The 24,438-nt window shown below is 61.1% G+C and carries 18 protein-coding genes; 7 read left to right on the top strand and 11 right to left on the bottom strand.

Annotated features, from left to right (window positions below; all coding sequences use genetic code 11):
• From GGQ66_RS17780 to GGQ66_RS17800, 5 genes are read right to left on the bottom strand one after another with little or no spacing between them, the layout of a single operon-like run.
• A complete protein-coding gene (locus tag GGQ66_RS17780; RefSeq protein ID WP_183794102.1) occupies positions 1-435 on the bottom strand; it encodes a MaoC family dehydratase in 435 nt (144 codons plus the stop codon).
• Between the two features lie 4 nt (positions 436-439).
• Positions 440-853, bottom strand: coding sequence for a MaoC/PaaZ C-terminal domain-containing protein (locus GGQ66_RS17785; protein WP_183794104.1), 414 nt, complete (start codon positions 851-853; stop codon positions 440-442).
• Positions 854-865: 12 nt separating this feature from the next.
• Positions 866-2,029 (bottom strand): acyl-CoA dehydrogenase family protein, encoded by a 1,164-nt coding sequence (locus GGQ66_RS17790; RefSeq protein WP_183794106.1) that lies wholly within the window; start codon positions 2,027-2,029, stop codon positions 866-868.
• Between the two features lie 38 nt (positions 2,030-2,067).
• The gene (locus GGQ66_RS17795; RefSeq protein WP_183794108.1) at positions 2,068-3,273 is read right to left on the bottom strand and encodes a CaiB/BaiF CoA transferase family protein; all 1,206 of its coding nucleotides are present in this window, start codon (positions 3,271-3,273) and stop codon (positions 2,068-2,070) included.
• A complete protein-coding gene (locus GGQ66_RS17800) occupies positions 3,273-4,460 on the bottom strand; it encodes a CaiB/BaiF CoA transferase family protein (RefSeq protein ID WP_183794110.1) in 1,188 nt (395 codons plus the stop codon). Before GGQ66_RS17800 ends, GGQ66_RS17795 begins: the two co-directional genes overlap by 1 nt.
• 212 nt (positions 4,461-4,672) lie before the next feature.
• Between GGQ66_RS17800 and GGQ66_RS17805 the strand changes: the two genes are divergently transcribed.
• Positions 4,673-5,584, top strand: a complete 912-nt coding sequence (locus GGQ66_RS17805) for a LysR family transcriptional regulator (RefSeq protein ID WP_183794112.1) — start codon at positions 4,673-4,675, stop codon at positions 5,582-5,584.
• Between the two features lie 67 nt (positions 5,585-5,651).
• On the opposite strand, the gene GGQ66_RS17810 is transcribed toward GGQ66_RS17805, so the two are convergent.
• Together GGQ66_RS17810 and GGQ66_RS17815 are read right to left on the bottom strand one after the other, a co-directional pair.
• Positions 5,652-7,427 (bottom strand): TadG family pilus assembly protein, encoded by a 1,776-nt coding sequence (locus tag GGQ66_RS17810; protein ID WP_183794209.1) that lies wholly within the window; start codon positions 7,425-7,427, stop codon positions 5,652-5,654.
• Position 7,428: 1 nt separating this feature from the next.
• Positions 7,429-7,848, bottom strand: a complete 420-nt coding sequence (locus GGQ66_RS17815; protein WP_183794114.1) for a TadE/TadG family type IV pilus assembly protein — start codon at positions 7,846-7,848, stop codon at positions 7,429-7,431.
• A gap of 681 nt (positions 7,849-8,529) precedes the next feature.
• On the opposite strand from GGQ66_RS17815, the gene GGQ66_RS17820 reads away from it, so the two are divergent.
• Positions 8,530-10,890, top strand: coding sequence for a bifunctional diguanylate cyclase/phosphodiesterase (locus tag GGQ66_RS17820; RefSeq protein WP_183794116.1), 2,361 nt, complete (start codon positions 8,530-8,532; stop codon positions 10,888-10,890).
• A gap of 78 nt (positions 10,891-10,968) precedes the next feature.
• The gene (locus GGQ66_RS17825; protein ID WP_183794118.1) at positions 10,969-12,672 is read left to right on the top strand and encodes a methyl-accepting chemotaxis protein; all 1,704 of its coding nucleotides are present in this window, start codon (positions 10,969-10,971) and stop codon (positions 12,670-12,672) included.
• A gap of 73 nt (positions 12,673-12,745) precedes the next feature.
• Here GGQ66_RS17825 and GGQ66_RS17830 read toward each other — a convergent pair whose 3' ends face one another.
• The gene (locus GGQ66_RS17830) at positions 12,746-14,743 is read right to left on the bottom strand and encodes a sigma-54-dependent Fis family transcriptional regulator (protein ID WP_183794120.1); all 1,998 of its coding nucleotides are present in this window, start codon (positions 14,741-14,743) and stop codon (positions 12,746-12,748) included.
• A 359-nt stretch (positions 14,744-15,102) separates the two neighbouring features.
• On the opposite strand from GGQ66_RS17830, the gene GGQ66_RS17835 reads away from it, so the two are divergent.
• From GGQ66_RS17835 to GGQ66_RS17850, 4 genes are read left to right on the top strand one after another with little or no spacing between them, the layout of a single operon-like run.
• Entirely contained in the window at positions 15,103-16,311 is a 1,209-nt protein-coding gene (locus GGQ66_RS17835; RefSeq protein ID WP_183794122.1) for a CobW family GTP-binding protein, read from the top strand.
• Positions 16,312-16,314: 3 nt separating this feature from the next.
• Positions 16,315-17,613 carry an RNA polymerase factor sigma-54 gene (locus tag GGQ66_RS17840; protein ID WP_183794124.1) on the top strand — a complete coding sequence of 433 codons (1,299 nt, stop codon included), beginning with the start codon at positions 16,315-16,317 and terminating at the stop codon, positions 17,611-17,613.
• Positions 17,610-18,332 carry a CoA transferase subunit A gene (locus GGQ66_RS17845; RefSeq protein WP_183794125.1) on the top strand — a complete coding sequence of 241 codons (723 nt, stop codon included), beginning with the start codon at positions 17,610-17,612 and terminating at the stop codon, positions 18,330-18,332. Before GGQ66_RS17840 ends, GGQ66_RS17845 begins: the two co-directional genes overlap by 4 nt.
• Positions 18,332-18,961, top strand: coding sequence for a 3-oxoacid CoA-transferase subunit B (locus GGQ66_RS17850; protein ID WP_183794127.1), 630 nt, complete (start codon positions 18,332-18,334; stop codon positions 18,959-18,961). The genes GGQ66_RS17845 and GGQ66_RS17850 overlap by 1 nt, the downstream gene beginning before the upstream one ends.
• Before the next feature lie 74 nt (positions 18,962-19,035).
• Here the strand turns inward: GGQ66_RS17850 and GGQ66_RS17855 are convergent, their stop codons facing one another.
• The 3 genes from GGQ66_RS17855 to GGQ66_RS17865 form a co-directional block, all read right to left on the bottom strand.
• A complete protein-coding gene (locus GGQ66_RS17855) occupies positions 19,036-19,863 on the bottom strand; it encodes a hypothetical protein (protein ID WP_183794129.1) in 828 nt (275 codons plus the stop codon).
• Positions 19,860-22,130, bottom strand: a complete 2,271-nt coding sequence (locus GGQ66_RS17860; protein ID WP_183794131.1) for a hydantoinase B/oxoprolinase family protein — start codon at positions 22,128-22,130, stop codon at positions 19,860-19,862. Before GGQ66_RS17860 ends, GGQ66_RS17855 begins: the two co-directional genes overlap by 4 nt.
• Before the next feature lie 65 nt (positions 22,131-22,195).
• A complete protein-coding gene (locus GGQ66_RS17865) occupies positions 22,196-24,352 on the bottom strand; it encodes a hydantoinase/oxoprolinase family protein (protein ID WP_183794133.1) in 2,157 nt (718 codons plus the stop codon).
• Between the last annotated feature and the right edge of the window lie 86 nt (positions 24,353-24,438).

Here is a 24,438-nt window from a genome sequence, read left to right on the forward strand (position 1 = left end):
TCATAAAGCCGGCTTCTTGCGGGGAAACTTCAGCGTGGCTTCGGCCTTCAGCACTTCCAGCCCCTCGGTGTTGCGGGCGCTTGCCTGCCAGATGATCGTCCGGTTTTCGTCCCGTTTCTCGGCGATCCACACCTCGAAAGTGATGGTGTCGCCGTAAAAGACGGGGCCGGTAAACCAGAAGCGGTCTTCGATGGACACGCCGACCACGCCAACGAGTTCGCTCGTCAAAATGCTCGTGCAAAGGCCGGCGACCATGATCCCGGGGGCGAGACGCTTGCCGAAGCGGGTGCCGCCGGCATAGACCTCATCGATATGAACCGGGCCGAAATCGCCCGTTGCCGCGATATAAAGCGCGCCGTCGGCTTCCGTGATCGTCTTGGCAATCGCGACCTTGTCCCCGACATTCAGGTCATCGAAGGATTTAGTATCATACATGAGGTCACACCTTGGCTGTAAAAGGCACGAGGCGGGCCGTGCCGGAGACGACTTCCTCGCCGGAGCCACTGTTGACGCAGGTGACGCGGCAAAGCGCGTCATCGCCTTCAACGGAGAGTATCTCGGCCGTGGCCTGGATCGACTGACCGACGATGACAGGCGCCTTGAAGGAAAAGGTGACTTCGCCGAGGCGGCGATCCGGACCACCAAGGCGGGCAAGGCAAGTGGAGGCAAGCGCCGAGACGGCAAGCTCGAAGGCGACCATACCGGCCGCGCCGACCTTTTCGGCGGCGCGGACGTCGACATAAAGCGGGCCGAGATTGCCGCTGATGCCCGTGAACATGGCCTGTTCGGCGACCGTCATGGTCTTTCGGAAGGAGAAGGTCGCACCGACCGTCAGGGGAGAGAGCGTCGTCATGAAATGTCTTCCTTAGAGATTGAGGCCGTGCTTGATTGTGCTTCGGGCAATCAGCATGCGGTGGATTTCCGAAGTGCCGTCATAAATGCGGGTGACGCGAGCATCGCGATACATGCGCTCCAGCGGCATTTCCTTGGTGAAGCCCATGCCGCCGAACACCTGTATGGCGCGGTCAACCACGCGGCCCTGCATTTCGGAAGCAGCGACCTTGATCATTGAAACCTTGTCGCGCGGCTCCATGCCCTGATCGATTTCCCATGCAGCGTTGAGAACCATCATTTTGACGCCGAAGATTTCGATGGCACTGTCAGCGATCAGCTTCTGCACCATCTGGAAATCGCCGATGGCCTGGCCGAACTGCTTGCGCTCACCGGCATAGGTACGCATCAGTTCGAGGGCACGGCTCGCCATACCGACTGCGCGGGCGCCGATATGGGCAAGACGGATTTCCAGCACACTCTTCATGATGAGCTTGAAACCGTTACCGACCTCGCCGAGCACGGCGGAAGCGGGTATGCGGCAATTGTCGAAGACGAGTTCGGCGTGACCATAGCCGCGATGGCCCATCATCGGCTGGGTGCGTGCCACCTTGAAACCCGCCGTGCCCTTGTCCACGAGGAAGAGGGTAATTCCGCCGCGAGCGCGCTTTTCCTTGTCGGTCAGCGCCATGACGATGACGTAGTCGGCAATGTCGCCATCGCTGATGAAATGCTTCGTGCCGTTCAGCACCCACTCGTCGCCATCGAGATGGGCGGTGGTGCTGATCGAGGCGGCATCGGAACCAGCGCCCGGCTCGGTGATCGCCATGGCGCAGATCTTCTCACCGCGCACGGTCGGCAGCAGGTACTTGTCATGCTGCTCACCCTCGCAGGCCAGAAGCATCGGATAAACCTGACCGAAGACCCGGCGGACCAGTGCGTCCGACGTTTTGCCGAACTCCTCCTCGACAAGGCAATGATCGACGCAGGAGAGGCCGCCGCCGCCGACGTCTTCCGGCATGTTCATGGCGTAAAGGCCGAGTTCCTGAGCCTTGGCGCGCACGCGCTTCAGCTCTTCCGGCGGAATACAGGCATCACGTTCCGTCGCCTCTTCCAGTGGCTGGACTTCGGTTTCCACGAATTTGCGGACAGTATCCACCAGCAGCCGGCTGTCATCCGTCAGTGAAAAGTCTATCATCTTGTCTTCCAATCGGCCCGAAGGCGTTATCCGTGGTGTCAGCGGGCCTGTTCTGCCTGCCCGATGACACCCTTTTCTATGAGTTCAGCCTGCCTTTCGGCGGACAGACCCAATTCCGTCATGATGTCCCGACTGTCAGTGCCGGGGTAAAGTGGCATGCGCCGGATCGGCGGCGTGCCACCGTCATAGCGCAAGGGATGGTTGACGAGCGTAGCGGCCTTGCCGTTGACGTCGATCTCGTTGAACACGCCCATATGGTTGGCCTGCGGGTCTTCCCGCAGGTCCTCGTAGGAACGAACCTTTTCGAACCAGACGCCGTGCGCGTCGAACAGCCGCTCGACATCCGCAAAACGGTGCGGCGCGAGAACCCGCGCCATCACCGCCGCATAGCGGTCGCGCTCGGCATAGCGGTCGATGGAACACAATGCCCGCAATTCGTCGCTGTCGAGCGCGTTGGCCAACTTTCCGGCATCGTTCATGGACAGGACGATCCGGGCGTCGGCGAGCTTGTAAAGCCCGTAAGGGGCATCGTGATACCAACTGCCGCAATTGCGACCGCGCTCGATCCGGCCCGCCCGGTCGGGAGCGGCGTAATATTTGGTCAGAGCCTCGACCTGAAGATCGATGGCCGCCGCGAAGAGACTGGATTCGACCCGTGTGCCCTCACCCGTCTGCAAGCGACGGACATAGGCCGCAAGAATGCCCATCGCGAGCAAGGAGCCGCCATGCTGGTCCACCACGGCTGCGCCCACGACCGAAGGACCTTCCTCACCGCCGCCGGTGGCGGCGACGAGACCCGAACGCGCCTGCATCAGCAGGTCCTGGCCAGGGCGATGTGCCGCCGGACCGGTTGCACCAAGCCCCGAGGCCGAGGCATAGATGATCGAGGGGTTCATCGCCTTCATCGCTTCATAACCGAGACCGAGCCGGTCGAGCACGCCCGGTCGGTAGTTCTCGACCAGCACGTCGGCACCGGCAATCAGATCGCGTGCGACCTCAAGCCCCTCTCTGGATTTCAGGTCGATGGCGATGGAACGCTTGTTCCGATTGACCGCCAGCGAAAAGGCGCTGACATCCGTAACCCAGGAGTTACCGCCCGACCAGTGACGTTCGAAGGCACCCTTCAACGGCTCGATCTTGATGACGTCGGCGCCCATGTCGGCAAGGTACTGGCAAGCGGCCGGCCCCTGCAGGTAATGGCAGAGGCTGACGACCTTCATGCGGATGTCGAGCGATCCAGCCATCATTTCGCTCCGACTGCGCCGCTGGCGACGAGCGCCTCGATTTCGGATGCGTCAAAGCCGACTTCCGCCAGAACATCACGGGTCTGCGCGCCCAGCGGTTGCGGCACCAGACGCACATCCGGCGACTTTCCGTCGTATCGGGCCGGGTGCATGACCATGGTCACCGGCACGCCATGGGCGCCCTCGACTGTCTTGAAGGCACCCATATGCGTCAGTTGCGGGTCGACCTGCAGATCTTCGTAATCCTGAACAGGCGCATGCCAGATCTTGCCTGCATCAAGCAACGGCAGCCATTCGGCCGTCGTCTTTTCCTTGAGCTTTTCGGCAACGATCACGGTAATCTCCTCGCGACGCGCGAAGCTGTCGGCTTCCGTGAAGTCCTGGAGCGCGGCGATGCCCATTGCCAAGCCGAGCGCCTGCGGAGCGGCCATCGAGACGGCGAGATAACCATCGGCGGTGGCGTGAATGCCATAGGGGCCAGGACTGAACCACGAGGCAATGCCGCCAGGACCGCGCGAGGTGGCGGACGTCGCACCGTTGAGCCAGGCCGTCAGCGGCTCCACCTGAAGATCGATTGCCGCCTGATAGAGATTGACTTCCACCAACCGGCCCTCGCCAGTTCTGGACTTGGCAAACAGAGCCGCAAGGATCGCCATCGCATAGAGCGAGGCAGCGTGCTGGTCGACGATGACGGCGCCAACGGCCGTCGGAGCACCATCGGCACGGCCAGTGCGGGCGGCAAGGCCGGACATGGCCTGCAACAGAAGGTCCTGACCCGGACGGTTACGATAGGGGCCATCGGTTCCGAAACCGGTGGCCACCGCATAGATGAGCCCCGGATTGATCGCCTTCAATGCTTCATAGCCAAGGCCGAGCTTGTCCATCGTTCCGGGACGGAAGTTCTCCATCACCACATCGGCGGTCTCGACCAGCTTCCTGATGGCGGCAACGCCTTCCGGATTTTTAAGATCGACGGCAATGCTGCGCTTGTTGCGGCCAGTTGCCAGATGGTTGACACTGTCACCTTCAACGAAGCGATTGGCAACCGCCCAGTTGCGCTGGAAAGCGCCGTCGATCGGCTCCACGGCAATCACGTCGGCACCCAGATCGGCCAGTGTCTGGGCCGCAAGCGGTCCGGCCAGGAAATGGTTGAAACTCAGGATTTTTACACCGTTCAGAAGGGTCATGGACTTACCCGCAAGGTTTCCATCGCATGCGCATAAATTTTGTGCGCATGCAAAATATGCTTTTCTTATGGGCAAATCTTATGTGGCCAGCGCTGGCTTGCGCAATATGCATATCAATTATTTGATATGCATAGTTCATAACTTTATTGAATGAACTATATTGAATTAAAAAAGAATATTCGGCTACAAATCCGACAAGCGGGAGACACCTCTTGAATCTGCGCCAACTTGAAATTCTGAGAGCCGTCGTCAGAACACGGTCAACCATTGCCGCAGCGCAGGATCTGGGCATGTCGCAGCCAGCCGTATCCAATGCGATCAAAAACGCGGAATCCTCGGTCGGCTTCCTTCTTTTCGAACGGGTGAACAAGCGCCTGATCCCGACACAGGAGGCGCAAATTCTCCTTGCGGAAGCCGAACCCTTGTTCCTGATGCAGGAGATGGTGAACCAGACAGCCGTGCACCTGAAGAATGGCAGCAAGGGCCGCATGCGCATCGTCGCGACTTCCGAGCTGTCGGAATCGCTTTTGCCGCAGGCGATTGCCCGCTTCGTTCATGACCATGCGGGCGTCGAGGTCTCCGTCGAGACGCAACGCCTCGACAATCTTCTCGAATATGTCGAGACCGGTATTGCCGATGTCGGCTTCGCGATGGAACCGCATCCGCGCCCCACCCTGAACTATATTCCACTTGCCACGCTTGACATGGTGTGCGCCTGTCACACCGAAAGCGAGTTGAGCGCCCTGCCCTTTGTCACCCCGACCGACCTCAACGGCCATGCCTTGATCAATGCGCGAACATCAAGCCGCATAAGCAACCTGATCGAAGGCGCCTTCCGGCGCAGCCATGCCGCCTACTCACCAAGCATCGATGTCCGCTTCATGAATGTCGCCGGCTATTTCGTGGAAGAAAAGCTCGGTGTCACGATCATGGACGAACTCACGGCCTCTTCCCGCCGCTACAGCAACCTTGCGAGCGTCGCTTTCAAGCCGACGGTGCAGGTCACGGTATCAGCCATCGTTTCATCAGAGAGAATGCAGCAACGCCTGACGCGCTCAATGATAAAGCATGCCCGCGAAGAGATTAAACGGCGCCTCAAGCGTCCGGGACAGGCGCTCGATTGAGGTTGCCGGAAAATTTACAGAGCGGGTTCACGAAACCTCCACCTGACATCGCCCGGCCCTGACCCGGTCATTGAATGAGAGCCGGTTGGCTGCACGAGATACCCGTGGCCCTGACATCTGCTTCTCCTATCCGGACACCAAGAGCGAGAAGCAGGTTGTAAAGGAGCGTATCGACCGGTTTCGTCAGTGCCGACAGCGTTTCCGCCAATGCGGTCGTGACGGCTTTCGGTGTGCCCAACGATATGAAAAGTACCTCAACATCAAGGTCGAGGTTCATCAGCAGTGACTGGACGAGCGATGTCACCGTGTTTCGGGTCGAGACGCTTCTCGTCTTTCCCGATGCGATATCCGACGCGGAAAAGGTCAGCGTCGTCTTGGACAGATTTCCGGAGGAAGCCAGCGCCTTCGCCGTCGCTTTCAGCAGGAGGGAATCGATGAGCGTGGCCTTGCTTACGAACGGGGCCCGGCCAAAATTGATGAACGCGGTCGGATCAACGGTGCCGAGTGCGACGGCAGCAACGCCGGGGACTGCGGCCACCTTTACGATCCCGTTTGCCGGATCCTGACCTTTGCATTGGATATCCGTCAGTTGCGCCTCCGCATTGGCGACCTCGAGATAGAAGGGCACATGCAGCTTCAGGCCAAGAATGCTGGACAAGCCGGTCACATCGACGTTCAGGCTGACGCGCGTCTGCGCTGTACGAACCGTTGCACCGGGGTTTCCCACGGCAATCGAAGGGGTTTCAACGGGGGGCTGACCGATCGCAAGCGTTAGCGTGGCCTTGGCGACACCGGGCAACGTTGCCCCCAGATCAATTCCGACCTGCTTGCCCCCATTGGCGGCAACCGCCATGGCTGAAAGAACATCGAACAGACCAGCCTTGACCGTCAGGTTGTCGGCCGCTCCGATCGGCCTTTGGGCTAGCGGCCCCAGCGAAAGGATTTCCTGCAACTGAATGGATAGCTGCGTCTGGCTCAGGGCCTTCGCGAGAGCGTTCAGGGCTTGGGACGCCGTGCCACCGATACCCGGGGTGCGGCCCATGCGGTCCAGCAGCGTTCCGAGCTTGATATTGGTCTTCAGGATATCCGAATAGCTCAGGGCATTGAGATTAAGCTGAGTATTGAGAGCCTCCAGGAACGAAAGAAGTTCAATGTCGACTTTAGCCAACTGCTCGTAGTCCATGACCTTGAGCGACACGGTCGTTCCAAGCAATCCCCCGAGTATGGCATTCAGGAGACCGTCATCGACGCTTGCCAATCGCGATCCAATGGAGAAGGCAGCCACTTTTTTCACGGCCGCGATCCCGTGGACCGAAATCACCGGAGGTTCGAAAAAGCCGGCCGCCAGCAGCAGATCGGCTTTTCGGGTCAGCGTCACCTGCACGGCATCATATGGCGTTTCACCCGGGGCAAATCGCTTCAGGGGAGCGACCGACGGACTGGGCGTATATCGTCCAACCGTGTAGCTCGCGATACCGTCCGGTACCCGAAAGTCCGAGATGCCGGTCACCGTCATCAAGACTGTCTGCATTCCGGGCCCACCGAAATTCTGATCCCGAACCGGGACCCTGACGCCCTTGGCAGTCATGACGCCAATCATCTTGTTGTTCATGGCGAAGTAGTCGATCAACTGACCTTCGATATCGTTGATGTTCGACGAGGCCGATATGGCGGCGAGATCCACCATCGTCTGGAGCTCTCGTTTCTGGAGCGTGAGATAGCCGTAATCGATACCCAGAACGGCAGACCCGAGAACCAGCGGCAGGCTGAGCGCGCTCCATATCGCCACCGACCCCCGGGTGTTTGCACGCCATGCCTTGAGGAGATCAAACGGCGAAGACATCTCACAGACCTCCCAGGCGGATTGTCGAGAACTTCGTGATGGTCTTGCCGGGAAGCATGTAGGTATAGAGGCCCCATATCGGCAAAGCTTCGGCATTGTATGTCAGTACAACAGTGAATTGATCCGCATTCTTGGGATCGCTCGTAACGTTTATTTGCACCTCTCGAGGGTCCATCAAAGGATAGTCGAGCGTTGAATTCAGAACATATTCTCTGGCGAGCTGCTGCCGCTCCTGCTCGTCGATACCGGCGACAGCAGTCCTGGCGGCATCTGCCGCAACCTGTTGAAGCGCATGGCTTGTCGCGAGATAGATACCATAGGCGATCATCGTCAGCAGAAGAATGAGAAAAAATGGCGCGATAAGCGCAAATTCAACCGCTGCTGCGCCCGAATTTTCATCCTCGATGGAATACTGTTTCATGGCGTCACGCTCCTTTCCCGAATAGCGACGCTTACTTCAGCACCCCGGAATGGTGTGTTGTCCCAGATTAAAACAATCTTAACGCGCAAATTCACCGCTCCGCGTGGAAAATTCTGTACTTCGCAGTGCAAATATCAAACGTGATTTTCAGATTTTATATTTTCGTTGCATTGCGGAATGGGAATTGACTTAGAATTCAAAATTTTACCTTTTGCTAAAATAAAGTACTACAATTGCAAATCGCACCGCTGCGCAACATGAAATCAAAAATTGAACACAGCGGAGGCGATGTATCGATCCGCGACGTCTTTGGGTCATTTTTTCTGGAATCGCCGAGCGCGTTGGAAAAACAACCTACAGACCGCACACCTGAAGTCAAAACTCGGAAAACACAATATAAAATATGGAATAATTTTCTTAATTTTGCGGTTCGTCATTTCCAGGCACGTACCAGGCCAGACTTAACCGTCAAAATTTACGGGTTATATATCCAAAAATTCAGTATACATGTCTTCACGGCTAATTGATGCCGATTTAAACACAATTTAACCGGCATCTTTTCAGGAGAATATTTTCACTTTCGGAATAACAAAATTTATTATTTTAACATGAGCGACTGCTCATTAAACTTTTAATAATCTTCATGCGTGCCTCATATCCGAATTGCTCGGATGAGGTGTCATGTTCACGATCATGGAATGCATTACCGACCAGCATGAACGTTCAAGCGTCCTGCTTGCGGCCAGCACAGCGCTGGTCGGCATGTTCGCTTTTTTCCACCTTCTTGTCCGGGTGGAGGAGAGCTCCGGCAGGCGGCGGACCGGATGGACCGCAGTTGCTGCGGCTGCCGGCGGCCTCAGTGTCTGGGCGACCCATTTTCTGGCCATGCTGGCCTACAGAGGGCTTTTGCCGATCGGCTTCGACTTTCCGTTCACGGCGCTCTCGGCCGTCATTGCGGTTGTCGGGTTCCGGCTCGCCCTTGGCGTGTCCGGAGATGGCGGCGGGCGGATCGTGCTCCGGGCAGCGATCGTCACAACAACGGTCGGGGTCATGCATTTTGTCGGCATGGCCGGCATGAAGGTGGCCGCCAGGATTGACTATACGATCGGATCGATTGTCGCCGCCGCCGTGGTCGCCTTCCTGTTATTTCTGCTGGCATTCGGCCTTTTCACCCGCCTCGAAGGAGCCAGGCGGATCGTGGCACCGGCATTTGGCGCCATTCTCGGCATTTGCACTTTGCACTTCGTGGCCATGCAGGCGACGATCCTTACTCCCGATCCATCCCTGAGCGGACCGGACGCCGAGGGGCTTGAGCGACTGTGGCTGACGGGCGCAATCAGCGGCGCCACGTTGCTGGTTCTCGTTTCGGTCGCGGTTGCGGCCCTGATCGACCGGTACGTCGTTGATCTCAGTGGATTTGCCAATGCAACCCTGGACGGATTGGCGTTTGTGCGCGGCGGGCGCATCGTCGAGGTCAATGCCCGTTTTGCCGCCCTTCTGGATACGCGCGAAGCAGCGCTTGCCGGACAGGACCCGAATACATTGCTGAAGCCTTCCGATGCCTTGCCGGTGGATATGCCGCGTACATGCCCCGTGGAAGCCGCGCCAAGGCTGGGCGACCAGTCGCGCGTCTTCGAACTGGCGGTTCACACGGTGGAATATCGCGGCAAGCCGACAGAAGTGATCGCGGTGCGCGATCTGAGTGAAAACCGTGCTGCTTTGAAGCGGGTGGAATATCTGGCCCGCTATGACATGCTGACCGGCCTCGTCAATCGAGCACTGTTCCACGAACATCTCGACCTTCAGATCGGTAACGGCTTGCGCAATGGTCGGTCCTTCGCCCTGCTGGCCCTTGACCTCGATCGGTTCAAGGCGGTCAACGATCTGTTCGGACATGCCGAAGGCGACCGGGTTCTGAAGGACGTTGCCGGCATTTTGCGCGAATGCGCGCGACCGGGGGATACGGTGGCGCGGCTCGGCGGCGACGAATTCATGATCATCCTCAACGATCCCGGCGATCTTGAACCGGCCGGCCATCTCGCTACGGATATACTCGCGGCATTCCGTGAGAGAATGGATTGCACCGTCGATCCCACGGCCGTTGGCGTGAGCATCGGGATTGCGGTTTTTCCGAAGGATGGCGCGGACGCGGATATGTTGATGCGGGCTGCCGACCTTGCCCTTTATCGCGCCAAGGTTCGCGGACGCGGCATCATGGCCTTCTACGATCAGGCCATGGACCAGGAGGTCCGTGAACGCAGGCAGATGGAAGCGGATCTGCGCCAGGCAATCGAACGCTGCGAAATTCAGCTTGTCTACCAGCCCATGCGTTCGGTCGCGGGCGGGGAAGTCTGCGGCTACGAGGCGCTGGTACGGTGGCAACATCCGGTTCACGGGCAGCTTTCACCGAAAGTGTTTCTTCCCATCGCCGAGGACACGGGCATCATCATTGCGCTCGGGGAATGGGTATTGCGCGAGGCCTGCCGCACGGCGAGCCGCTGGCCGGTGGAGACGAGGGTTGCGGTGAACATTTCGCCGGTGCAATTCCGGCTCGCCAACCTCGCCTTCGTCGTCTCCCGTATACTCGATGAAACCGGATTGAGCCCGGAAAGGCTTGAGCTGGAGATTACCGAAAGCGCTCTTATCAAGGACCGGCCAGCGACGCTGGAAACCTTACGGCAGATCAAGGCGCTCGGCGTCGCGATCGTGATGGACGACTTCGGGACCGGCTATTCATCGCTCAGCAATCTCCAGAGTTTTCCCTTCGACAAGATCAAGATCGACCGGAGTTTCATTGCCGCCATGGGCGAGGATGAGAATGCCCGTTCGATCATGCGGGCCGTGATCGGCCTCGGCCGCAGCCTGGCGCTCCCCGTCACGGCCGAGGGCATCGAAACCCCGGAGCAATACAACATGGTTGCCGACGAGGGATGCGCGCAAGTGCAGGGCTATCTGTTCGGCAAGCCCAACCCGGCCCCTTGCGAGGATTTCGGCACCGCTGACAGCGGCTACCCGCGCGATGTGGCGCAGAACACTGCATGACGGAAAATCTCACCCACACGCAGCACGGAGACGTTAGACGACATTCCCGGCAGTTTTCGTTGAAAAAGGAGAATGAGCATGCACATCAACAGTTTGTTCAAGGCGCAGTCTCTTTTTGGCGATATGGCGGCCCTGTCCCGCTCGCAGGCGATCATCTGGTTCAACCCGGCCGGCATCGTGATCGATGCGAATGAAAATTTCTGCCGGACGCTCGGCTATAGCCTTGAAGAGATAAAGGGCCAGCATCACCGGATCTTCTGCGATGCGCAGGATACGCTGACGCCGGACTACGCTGCGTTCTGGAGCGACCTGACCGCCGGACGGTTCCGGCAGGGGCAATTTCGCCGCCGGGCGAAGGATGGGCGTCCGGTCTGGATCGAGGCGTCCTACAATCCCGTTTTGGGCGGTGGCCGCGTGATCCGGATCATCAAGGTTGCAAGCGACATTACGGCGCTCAAGGCATCTGCCGTCCACGATGCCAACCTGTTGCAAGCGATCGACCAGTCGCAAGCCATCATCGAGTTCGAAACCGATGGCCGGATCGTTCAGGCCAACCAGATGTTTCTCACGGCGATGGGATATACGCTGGAGGAAATCCTGGGGCGTCACCACAGCCTGTTCTGTGAACAGGCTGCGGTCAGTTCTCCCGACTATGCCCGGTTCTGGGATCGGCTGCGAGCGGGCGAATGCATTACCGATGATTTTGTCCGGATCGGCAAGAACGGCCGCAAGGTCTGGATTCACGCCGCCTACACACCTGTTTTCAATGATCAGGGCCAGGTGTACCGTGTCATCAAGGTGGCGACCGACGTATCGGCGCGAATGCGTTCGGTGACGATTATCGGCGAGGCGATCGCCCGTCTTGCGGTCGGCGACCTGACGCAAGACATCACCCAGCCGCTGGACAGGGCGGTGGCCCAGACCGGCCATGACGTGAATGAGGCGACCCGCGCCTTGCGGCAAACGGTCAGCGCCATCTCTGTCGCGGCAGACCAGCTTTCATCGGAAACCGGAGTCATGAACGCTTCCGTATCCGAAATTGCCCAGACCGCTTCCCGTCAGGCGGTTTCCGTCGAGGAGACGGCGGCCGCACTCGAGCAACTGACACGAACGGTTGGCGACGCAGCCATGCGGGCAGCAGAGGCCGGCCGCCTGGCCAAGGATACCCGGATCGACGCGGAACGCTCCGGACAGATCGTGCAGGACGCCAACGCGGCCATGGGACAGATCGAAACGTTTTCCCAGAAGATCGAGGCAATCACGACGATAATCGACGACATCGCCTTTCAGACCAATCTGCTCGCACTGAATGCCGGCATCGAAGCCGCAAGGGCGGGACAGGCCGGCAAGGGCTTCGCCGTTGTGGCGCAAGAGGTCCGCGAACTGGCGCAACGTTCGGCAGAGGCGGCTCGTCAAATCAAGGCGCTGATCACGGCCTCGGGTACTGCCGTGCGCAGTGGTGTCGATCTGGTCGCCAACACCGGCAATGCGCTTCGGGCCATTGTCGATCAGGTGCGGGCTATCGATCAGCATATGATGGCCATCGCCCGCGGTGCAGAGGAACAGACGCAGGGGATCAACGAGATCAACAATGCGGTGAATGTGCTCGATCAGGGCACCCAGACGAATGCTGCATCGCTGGAACAGACAAGTGCTGCCTCGACCGTGATTGCCGAGAGCGCTCTTGCGCTCAGGGAAGTATTGAGCCGGTTCAATCGGGAGGGAGAAAGGCACGAAGGAAGCCCCTCGCCAGTCCGCGCCTCTGCGGGCGCATCGCACTGAACAATGGTGTTCGTCGCCGGGAAGAAGCCGCGTTCCATCCTGGCCTGCATCCAGGTTCGAGTGATACCTGCGATCAGCCGCGCATCAGGTCCACGCTTCCCTTCAGACCGAGCCGCTCGATCCGGACATAGAGCGTGCTCTTGGCAATACCCAGATCACGGGCGGCGGATGTAAGGTTGCCGTGGTGACGGCGGATGGCGGCGAGGATGGCGTCGCTTTCGGCGCGCTCCAGCGTTCCGCTTGCGGCTGCGGGCGGAGGGAAGGCAACGCTTGAGAAGCGCGCACTCCCAAGCTCGCTTGGCAGATGGCACAGGCCAAGACTTGCACCGCCGCTTTCGAGCACCATACTCTCCAGCACATTGCGCAATTCGCGGATATTGCCCGGCCAATCATGCTGGCTGAAGACACCCAGAACCTCCGGCTTGATATCCGGGGCCGGGATTTCGTAACGGCGGGCAATCTCGCCCAGAAGATGCTCCGCCAGCGCGGCAAGATCACCGGCCCTTTCGCGAAGCGACGGCAATCTGAGCGTCGTCACGGCGACCCGGTAGAACAGATCGGCCCGAAAATGGCCGGCCTCCACCTCGGCTTTCAGATCGCGGTTGGTGGCGGCTATCAACCGTAGCCGAACCTTGCGCGGGCGATTTTCGCCGATGCGGTAAACCTCCCCGGCCTCCAGAACCCGCAGGAGATGCGGTTGAAGATCGAGCGGCATTTCACCGATTTCGTCCAGGAACAAGGTGCCGCCATCGGCCGCCTCGATCTTGCCGGTCATGCCGCCGCGCCGGGCGCCGGTAAAGGCGCCTTCGGCATAGCCGAAGAGTTCACTCGTCAGAAGCTCGCGGGAAAAACCACCGCAATTGATGGCAACGAAGGGGCCGGTACCGTGCGCGCCGCCGGCGTGCAGTGCCTGCGCGAAAGCATCCTTGCCGACCCCGGTTTCGCCGAGCAGCAGCACCGGTGCCGGGCTTTTCGCCAGAAGACGCGCGCGGCGGACCGCCTCCAGATAGGCTGGCGAACACCCGCTCAGGCGGTCGAAGGGATCGGCCGAAGCGGGCGTGCTACGCGGCACGGCCCGCAGACCGGCCCGGCGCACGACGGCGCTGCGGTCCGGCAGAACCAGCATTGCCCCCAACCGTTCGCCGTCCAGCAGGACCGGTTCGATCCAGTCGCGGTCGATCCAGTCCGGCATGTTTTCCGGCGTCACGCGTCCCGCCCGCCAGGGCAATGTGAGATCGCGGATCGCGCCGGCAACGGTGCCCCGCCCCTTGGCGAGTTCCGCCATCAGCGTGGCGGCGCGGTCATTGGTCTTGATGGCCCGGCCAGAGCGGTCGAAAACGATCAGGCCGTCGCCGCCCGGCGCCCGCAACCGTTCGAGACAATGGTCGAGAAGCCGGTAACGCAGCTTCATTTCCCGTTGCGCCAGCCTGTTTTCGATGCGGCCGGAGGCGGCGACCGCCAGGGCAAGGCTATGGCGGCTATAGCTCTCGCTCAGGCCGGAGAGATCAATCGCACCAAGCGTTGCACCGCTTAGCGGATCGCGAATGACACTTGCCGAGCAAGACCAACGCTTGATGCCGGAACAATAATGCTCCGCCGAGTGAATCTGGATCGGTTGGCCGATCTGCAAGGCTGTGCCGATGGCATTGGTGCCGCACACCGCCTCGCTCCAGTTCGCGCCGGGCATCAGGCGGATGCGCTCGGTGGGATCGCGCAACGCCCGGTCACCTTCCACACTCAGCACCACGCCCTGCGCATCCGTCAGCACCATCACAGTGCCGGTTTCCAGCAGGAAATCGCGCGCCGATGCCATAACCGGCGTGCTGGCCCGGACGAGATCACGGTTGTCGCCGAGAATGTCATGCAGCGCATCCTCCACCACGGGATCAGGCGCATGGGATCGTCCGGGATCGACAATACCGTGGCACCGCCGCCAGGAATCGTCGATCAACCGTCGCAGCGCATCGGAGCCCGGGTCTTGCCCGCCCATGAACCGCTCCCAGGACGACATGATTTTCTCGTCGTTCTCAGGACGTGAAAATGTCTGGTACGAACCGTTGCCGGTCACCATCGGTGTTCCTCCCTTTGCCGGCACCCGCAGCGGGTGCTCAACGGCCGGCGTTCCCTCCCCGGAACGGTCTCCCGCCGTGCGCGGCGGCGGCTCTCCCAAACCGCATCGCCACCGATCAAAAAAAGTTTAGCACCAAAAAAATCGTTCTTGCATTCATTTTTAACGGCTTTCACCGGGCGGACACGGCCACGGCAAAGGCCGTTGACCGCTCTTCGGACGCAACCCGTCCGGTTTCCGGACGGTGCCGAAACACGGCAAGGAAACGCCCGCCAAGCTAAGCCCTTGTTCCCGCCTCAACCTTTCGGTTCTGCCGGAACTGGCAGGAATCCTGCTTCCCTCCTCCATCGGGAGGACTGACAATGACGAATAAAAAAAGCGAAATTTACGGCGGAAGCCCCTGCGGACGGGTGCCGGTGACGGTTTTGACCGGCTTTCTCGGCTCCGGCAAGACAACCTTGCTCAATGCCTTGACCACCCGGCCGGAGATGGCCGGCGCTGCCGTGTTCATCAACGAGTTCGGCGCTGTCGGTATCGACCACCACCTTGTCGAGCGCGTGGACGACACCTTGGTCATTCTCGAATCCGGCTGCCTTTGCTGCTCCGTTCAGGGGGATCTCATCGCGGCGCTGATGCGGCTGCACGAACGCATGTCACGGCGGGAGATTGCGCCGGTCAGCCGGGTGCTGATCGAGACGACCGGGCTGGCCGACCCAGCCCCCGTTGTGCGTGCCTTGATGGAGGACAGGCTGGTCTCGGCGCGCTTTCGCTGCGATGGCGTGCTGACGGTGGTCGATACGGAACGGGCGCGGGCGCAGATTGCCCGCCACCGGGAGGCGCGGGTGCAGGTGAGCCTGGCCGACCGGCTACTGCTTTCCAAATGCGATCTTGCCAGCCGTGCCGAACGCATGGCACTGGAACGCGACCTTGAGGCGTTGAACCCGGCGGCGCCACGCATCGCGCTTTGCCATGGCGAGGCCGATCCGAAACATCTCTTTGGCGGCGGGCTTTATGTGTCCGGCCCAACCTCCATCAATGCAAGTGACTGGCTCTCCGGCCAGCGCGCACCGGGCAGGAACCATTTCCACTGCACACCGCATTCGGGACGGGTGTCGAGTTTTGTCGTGACACTGGATGAGGCGACCGGCTGGCGGGGCTTTGCCGTCGCGATGGGGGAAATTCTGACCCACTGGACGGGCCGGCTGCTGCGCGTGAAGGGCCTTGTCTCCGTCGCGGGTCTTGACCAGCCCGTGGCGGTGCAGTGCGTAGATGGCACGGCCTATGCGCCGGTGCGGCTGACGGCCTGGCCAATCTCCGGCCCTCTGGCCGATCGCCAGGGTCGGCTGGTGTTCATCGGCGAAGACCTGGATGCCACCATGGAAGCCGACATTCGCGCCCGGCTGGCTTGTCTGCCCGGCGATCGCGAGGCGCTTCGCCGCGCCGCCGTGGCCGGATTGCCAACCCGTACCTGGCTGGGACAACGGATGCCGCTAGCGCCCCGCCCCGGCCTCGTCTCGGACGCCTTCATGATCCAGCCGCGTTTTCTCGGCGAAATGCCGGCGCGGGTCTAGGCCATGCGTGGCACGAACACCCTTGGCCTGCGGCAGACTGCTTCGCAGCGCATGACGCAGGCCCTGCAACGCGCCATGACCCTGTTGCAGATGGACAATGCGGAACTGGCCGGCGCACTCGTCACGGAAGCGACCGTCAATCCCTGTCTGCGGGTCGAGTTACCCTTCGCCACGCCAAAATCCGGTAGCGGCCCGCCACGCTGGCGGCCCTCCCCGTTCAGCGCGACGGAAGGGGCAGGCGAGCGGCTGGCGGCACCTGAGGCCAGCCTTTACGGCCATGCGACCACCCAGATCGGAATTCTGTTTGGCGGGCAGCGCGAACGCACCATCGCACTGGCCTTTGCCGAGGCACTGGAGCCGAGCGGCTGGCTTGGCACGACGGTGGAAACCATCGCCGCACATGCCCGCTGCTCCGTGGCAGAGGCGGAAGCGGTGCTGGCCCGTCTTCAGCAAATGGAACCGGCTGGGCTCTTCGCCCGTTCTCTGCGCGAATGCCTCGGCCTGCAAATGGCCGATCAGGACGCGCTGACGGAACCGATGCAGACACTTCTCGACCATCTTCCCCTGCTGGCGCGTGGTGACGTGGCCGCCCTTGCCCGGATTTGCGCCGTGAACGCAGAACAGTTGGGCGCCATGGTCGCCCGGTTGCGGCGTCTCGACCCCAAGCCCGGCGCACGTTTTCAAGCGGCACCCGATCATCGCCACCCGCCTGATCTTCTGGTCGAGCGGGATGCCGATGGTCGATGGCAGGTCACACTCAACCGTGAAAGCCTGTCCAGGATCACCGTCGATCCGCTGGCCGGGCGGGCCGGATCACAGGCGCTGGCGCAGGCCCGCTGGCTGGAGCGCACCGTGGCGCAGCGCAATCGCATGATGCTGGAGGTTGCAGCCTTTGCCGTGGGCCGGCAGGCAAGCTTTCTCGAGCATGGTCCGACATGGCTTCAGCCGCTGACCAACGGTGAAGTGGCGGCCGCGCTCGGCTGCCACGAAACGACCGTCAGCCGCATCCGCACCGGCCTGACGGTCGAAACACCGGAGCAGGTCTTGCCCCTTTCTGCCTTTTTCGCGCGGGGAGGCGCGACCAGCTCGGATGGCGCAAGCGTACCCGGCCCGGCCATTGCGGCATTGATTGCCGCGCTTATTCTTGCGGAACCGCAAGAAGAACCGTTGACCGACGCCGATATTGCCCGGACACTCGGTGCCCGGGGTATTCACATTTCACGCCGCACCATTGGCAATCGCCGTCAGGAGGCGGGATTTCCAAGCGCGGCAAAGCGTTTGAAAGGGAGGAGAACGACATGACAGGACCCGCAAGCGGGAGAAAAATCTACACGTCGGCGGGAAAGGCGCTGGATGGGCTGTTATTCGACGGCATGACCATCGCCGCCGGTGGCTTCGGCCTTTGCGGCATTCCGGAACTTTTGATCGATGCACTGGTGGAAAGCGGGGTGAGGAACCTGACCATTGCCGCCAATAATTGCGGCGTCGATCATTTCGGCCTCGGCAAGCTGCTCGACACCCGGCAGATCCGCAAGATGATCGCATCCTATGTGGGGGAAAATGCCGAATTCATGCGGCAGTATCTGGCCGGGGAACTGGAGATCGAGTTCAACCCGCAGGGAACACTGGCAGAGCGTATGCGCGCCGGCGGTGCCGGCATTCCCGGCTTCTACACGAAAACGGGGGTCGGAACGGTGATTGCCGAGGGCAAGGAACACAAGCAGTTCGACGGCGAGACCTATATTCTCGAACGTGGCCTTGTCGCCGACCTCGCCATCGTCAAGGCATGGAAGGCCGACGAGACCGGCAATGCGGTGTTCCGCAAGACGGCCCGCAATTTCAACCCGCCAGCCGCCATGTGTGGCAAGGTCTGCGTGCTGGAAGTCGAGGAAATCGTACCCACCGGCAGCCTCGATCCCGACCACATTCACCTGCCCGGCATCTACGTTCACCGGCTCATTCAGGGGCCGCATGAAAAGCGCATCGAAAAACGCACGGTTCGTCAGAGGGAGAACGCTTGATGGCCTGGGACCGCAATCAAATGGCGGCCCGCGCCGCGCTCGAACTCGTGGATGGAACCTATGTCAATCTCGGTATCGGCATTCCCACGCTCGTGCCGAACTTCATTCCCGACGGCGTGTCCGTCACGCTGCAATCGGAAAACGGCATGCTGGGTATCGGACCGTTTCCCTATGAGGGCGAAGAGGATGCCGACCTCATCAATGCCGGCAAGCAGACGGTTTCGGAAATGCCCGACACGGCCTATTTCGATTCCGCCACCTCCTTCGCCATGATCCGCGGCGGCAAGATCGCCATGGCGATCCTGGGCGCGATGGAGGTGAGTGAGACCGGCGATCTCGCCAACTGGATGATCCCCGGAAAACTGGCCAAGGGCATGGGCGGTGCAATGGATCTCGTCGCCGGCGTCGGCCGCGTCGTCGTGTTGATGGAACACACCAACAAAGAAGGCGAATCCAAGGTGCTGAAGGCCTGTACCCTGCCGCTGACCGGCACGCGGGTCGTGGACCGGATCATCTCCAATCTCGGCGTTCTGGATGTGGTGGAGGGTGGCCTGAAGATCGTGGCGCTGGCCGATGGCGTCAGCGAAGCGGACCTGCGCGCCGCAACGCAAGCGACAATCGTCGACTGACACGTCGCAGCGCCGACAGAAAAGCCGGGACCGAAAGCCCCGGCTTTTCCTTGCGCATGACGACGGCGGAGACGTCAGGCGCGCATGCGGGCCAGCGCATCGAGCACAGCTTCCGGCGGATGGCCGGGCGGAATGCTGGCATAGCGGAACTGCGCCGCACCGCTTTCGGGCAGGTCACCGCCGGCAAACAGAGGCTGGCTGACATCGCGGCCGTCAGCCTCTTCATCACAGCCGATCACCGCGTCGAACATCGCTTTCTGCCCCGACCGAACGCCGCGCCCGACCACCGCCCAGCGGTAATGACGCGCGGCGTTGAACACCGGCGCATAGCGGTCCGCAGGACCCGGAACGCCATCGGCTTCCTCGATCAGAAGGCCGCCGACGGGACGCGCGGCGACGCAGCGGACAAAATCGGCGATATACATCGCCGCATCTTCCACCGCGTCATCATCACGCTCTTCGACTTCGCGCCCGACCATGCGCTGCGCTTCATCGAGCCAGGCGGCCGGCGAAGGCATGGCGAGAACCATGGGCACCTGCCCCTGAAGATTGGCCGCGACCGCCTCTGCCACCTCATCCAGAAGCCGGCGCGGCCCTTCTTCCTCCAGCATCCGGCGCAGCGGAAAGGTAGCGCGCTTCTTGGCCGCCATTTCCACCGCCAGTCCCGGATGACGCGCGATCCAGGACCGGTAGAGGTCACCGACCGGTACGACGGCAACGTCCGCCCTCAACAGGCCGCGTGCCTGCGAGAAGAAGGAGAGGTATTTCGCCGCCCCTTCGCCCCAGGGATCGCCCTCGGGACCGAGAAGGAGCCGCCGGGCATAGCCCGACGACTCCAGCCAGACCCTCAGACGGTTTGCGCCCGGCCCGCCGGGCAGCATCTCCGCGAGGCTTGCGCTCATTGCTTCTCGCCTCCCATTGCGCCCAGCGCCATCAGGCGTTGTTCGAGTTCGGCGATGCGAACGTCCTTCGGATGCGTCATGTAGTTCGGCCTCGGTTCGTCGCCGCGCCGGGTCCTGTCCGGCGACCCCATGTAGAGCGTGTCCACATCATCGCCCCAGCAGCCGAAATATTGCAGGTGGGTCGGCGGCTTGGGCTTGTTCCAACCCTTGACGAATTCCGAATAGGGCACCGAGCGGGCGATGCGCGCCTTGCGTTCGTCGGCACGGGCCTTTTCCGTGGCGTCGAAGTCGATGGCGAGCGTCACCGGATCGAAGACCACCTTGTAGAGCCGTGCCGCCACTTCCGGCGACATGAGGCCTTCCTCAATATCGCGTACAACCCCCACCGGATCGCGCTCCAGAACGTCGCCATAGCCGGCACCGGCCCCTTGCGAAATCATGAACAGTTCACCGCGCTTCGAAATCTCGAAGCCCATGCCCATGTGGTGGGTGGTGTAGCGAGCGCCCTCGAAGGGCTGCTCGTTCATGATTTCCTCGATGGAGTGGCGGAACTTTTCCGGCTGGTTGAGCAAGATGTCGTAGACATCCACGCCCTGCACCTTGGACAGCGGGTAGCAACCGCAGGCATAGCCGCCGAACAGGCCCTGGATCGGAGGAATCTTGGCGCCCTGCGCGGTGGTCATGAAGCCCCATTGTTCCGAATCCTTGGTGGCGACCATCATCGTGTAGCCCTGGCCGCCGCGATACTTTCCCGGTGCGATGGCGTCACGCGTCATCTTCTTGGACACGAGCTGGAGGAATGGCACTTCCTCCTCGTTCAGTTCCTGCTCGCCAATGTCGGCCATGGTGGCAAAGATCGGCGCCAGCGCGTGTTCGCCATCCCGATCCACCCTGGCACCTGCACCCATGCCGTTCAGGTCGGCGCAAAGATTGCCGAGCGTTTCACCATGCTGACTGACCCCGCCCCAGATGAAGGTGTTGATCATGTTGAAGGTCGGGGCATGGACCTTGGTGAACTTTTCCGGGCAGGAATAGAGGAACTTCGCCACCGCGTGCTGACCGGCGGTGAACCCGGTGAAGATCGACATCAGCGATTGCGAGTTCGGTGCGTCATAGGAGCAATTGACGATCGAATGCGGATCGGTGATCACCTCGATCGGCGCGAACGCCGCCTGCCCGCGCGGCAGGTCCGGCCAGACATAGCACAGGAAAACCTGCGCCAGCATGCCCTTCAACCCTGCAACGATGGTGTTCGTGGCCCGGTTGGTGAATTCCGGCGAGGAGCCGCGGAAGTCGAAGATCAGCCGGTCACCCGTCTTGGTCAGCTTGCAATTGATCTTCACCACGCAGTTTTCGCGCAGCGTCGAATCCTGAATGATGTAGGTCTTCACCGTCATGTCCGGCCATTCGGAAACGCGGCGCTTTACTTCGGCGCGAACGTTCTCCATGGTCAGACGCAATGTGGAAACCAATGCTTCCGGTCCATCGGAATTCAACGTTTCCTCGATGCGCTGCTTGATGCGCAGGCAGGCGAAGAGCTTCACCTTCATATCTTCATATTGCAGCTTCGGTTCGCGCACCGAATTCTGCAGGAAGGTGAGAATATCACGCTTGATCTGGTAGTTCTCGACCACCTTGAAGGGCGACATTTTCAGCCCTTCATCACTCGGGCTTTCGGCCATGGAGGGCATGCCGCCCGGCTCGATGGCACCGTTTTCGCCCTCGTGCACAGTCGAGGCCACCCAGCAGACGAGCTTGCCCTTGTGGAAAATCGGCAGGATCATCGACTGGTCGGTGTTGTGGACATTGCCGTAGCGGCTGTCGTTGTGGATGAAGCCGTCGCCTTCCTTCACGCCCACCGTCGGGTCGTTCATCCAGTTCTTGATGATGAACTTGATGGGGTGGTGCACAAGCGCCGAGAAGATCAGCACGCCGCCCGCCGAAGCGATGGCGAGGTCGCCGGAGGCCGAATAGACGCCGGTGATGACGTCGCCCCACTTGGCGCCGGGGGCGGCCCCCATCTGCTCGACCATTTCATACCCTTCGTCGCAACCCGCCTGAATGCGGTCGCGGATCTTGGCAACGATATGGCTGTCGGAAACCCGCGTGATGGCCTCGTCTTCCTGCGCGGTGCGTGGCATCAGGTCGTGGTTCTGCATGATCTCCGGATCGGGTCCGAGGAACAGTGTGGTGTCGTCGAGAAACTTCTTGATGAGGTTCATCTCTTCGAAAGAAGGCATCTTGGCCCGGGTGTCGATCTTGTTCATGGAATTCTCCTCCAGTCGGGTTGGGCGTAAGGCCCGGCGCTCCTCCCGCGCCGGGCTGGCCGTTTTCAGTGACGGGTGACGGGGTTTTCGTTGCGCAGGAACCACGAGGCGCCCTGCTTTGCCGTCACAAAGGTCCAGCCGGGATTGACGAGGAAGGTCGTGACCTCCGAAGCGACAATGGCCGGTCCCGCGATCTCGATGCCGGGCTCCAGATCCTTGCGGGCCCAGACCGGCGTCTCGAACGGCCCGTCATGGCCGACGAAATGGCAGGTGCGGTGGCTGGACGGCGCCGGCGGCGCCGTGCGCTCGGGTTTCGGCACCGGCTTGATGTCCTCGAACTGCACCGTCTCGTGGCGGGCATAGGTGGCAACACGGATCGTGTTGATGCGGATGCCCGCTTCCGGTGCCTGCGAACCCTCGCCGAAACGCTTGCCGTAGTCGGCCGAGAACTGCGAGATGATCGACAGAACATCGCCCGGTCCGTGAACCTCGTGGTTGGGAATGACGGCCGTCGTCTGTACGAGCTGGTTGCCGTAGCGCATGTCCAGTTCCAGATCGTGGCGGATGTCTTCCAGCGGAACGCCCTGACGCAGCAGGTCCTGACGGCCTTTTTCCTTCAGTTCGCCGACGATGGCGTTGAAGCGTTCGTAGTCGTCGAAGATATGGCGGGTATTGCTGTCGTAGAGCACCATGTAGAGCGACTGCTCGTGGATGTGGAGCTGGTGCATGTTGCCGGCACCGACCGCCGAGAACACCGACGAGAGCGGCGGCGCCAGAATACGGTCGATATTGAGGTTCTGGGCAATGCCGCAGCAATGCAGCGGGCCGTTGCCGCCATAGGCCAGCATGGTGAAGTCCTTGGGATCGTACCCTCTAGCGCGCAACTCGGTGAAGAGGCCGTTGGCCATGTTGTCGTCCACCTTTTCGCGGATCAGCTTCGCCGCTTCGATGACGGAGCAATCGAGTTCGTCGCACACCGCATCCTCGATGGCCGCCTTGGCGCGGCGCGGATTGAGCGGGATCGAGCCGCCGGCATAGTTGGCCGCATCGAGATAGCCGAGCAGCAAATCCGCATCCGTCACGGTCGGTCGCAGGCCGCCACGGTCGTAGCAGGCCGGGCCGGGATCGGAGCCGGCACTTTCCGGACCGCATTTCACCGTCTTGTACATGCGGTCATAGGAGGCGATGGAGCCGCCACCGGCGCCGAGCGTGACGAGGTGAACCATCGGCACCGAGACCAGCCAGCGGTCGATGACAGGATTGAAGTCGTAATGCTTCACGCCGCCTTCCACCACGATACCGATATCATAGGACGTGCCGCCCATGTCGGTGGCGACGACGTTACCCAGGCTTGCCTGCATGGCGAGATGTTCGGAGGCGCCGATGCCCGAAACCGGACCGGAATGGATAGTCTGCAGAGCATCGGTGGAGTTGAGCTGGGCCATGCCGCCGGAATTGTGGATGACCAGCATCGGCTTGTCATATTTGTGGGCGCGCAGGTTCTGCTCCAGCGCCGAAAGGGCGTGATACATGGTCGAGTGCAGGTAACCGTCGACGATGGCCGAGGTGGCCCGCACATATTCGCCCTTGCGGCCCGCCACCTGATGCGACAGGATCACCGGTATCGCGCCCAGCAGATGCGAGGGATATTCCTCCAGAACGATTTCCTCGATGCGCTGTTCGTGGGCGGGGTTAACCACCGCATTGACGAGCGCGACGACGATGATCTGGGCACCGCGGTCCACCAGTTCGCGAAGCTGAAGACGAACATCGTCCTCATCCAGCGCCATGACGAGATTGCCCTGGAAATCGAGCCGCTCGCGGATGCCGCGGATCATGTGCGGCTCGACCAGCGGTTCGGGACGCTGCGCGTTCGGCATGTCCTGCTGGCCGAGATTGTCGAGACCCTCGCCGTAGCCGCGGGCGCGGCTGAGCGGCACCGTCGCCTCATAGCCGGCCGTGACCAGCATGCCGATCTTCGGCCCCTTGTGCTCGATCAACGCATTGGTGCCGAGCGTTGTCGCATAGCGCACGCTGTCTACGGATTGCAGGATCTGCTCCAGTTCCAGCCCCAGCACCGAGCAGGCTTTCCCAAGCGCCTCGTTGAAGCCCATGGCCAGGTTATGATGCGTCGTCAGCGCCTTGGTTTCGATATATTGCTGGCCCCAGACGACGAAGCAGTCGGTAAAGGTGCCGCCGATATCAACGGATACGCGTTTCATTCTCGCTCCCTATCTTTCTCAAGGGGATCGCGCCGCCCTCCCCGGCAAGCGCGTCCCTGCGAATGGTCAGATCCCCGCGCCCGATT

This window comes from Allorhizobium borbori (genome assembly GCF_014196535.1).
GTDB lineage: Bacteria > Pseudomonadota > Alphaproteobacteria > Rhizobiales > Rhizobiaceae > Ectorhizobium > Ectorhizobium borbori.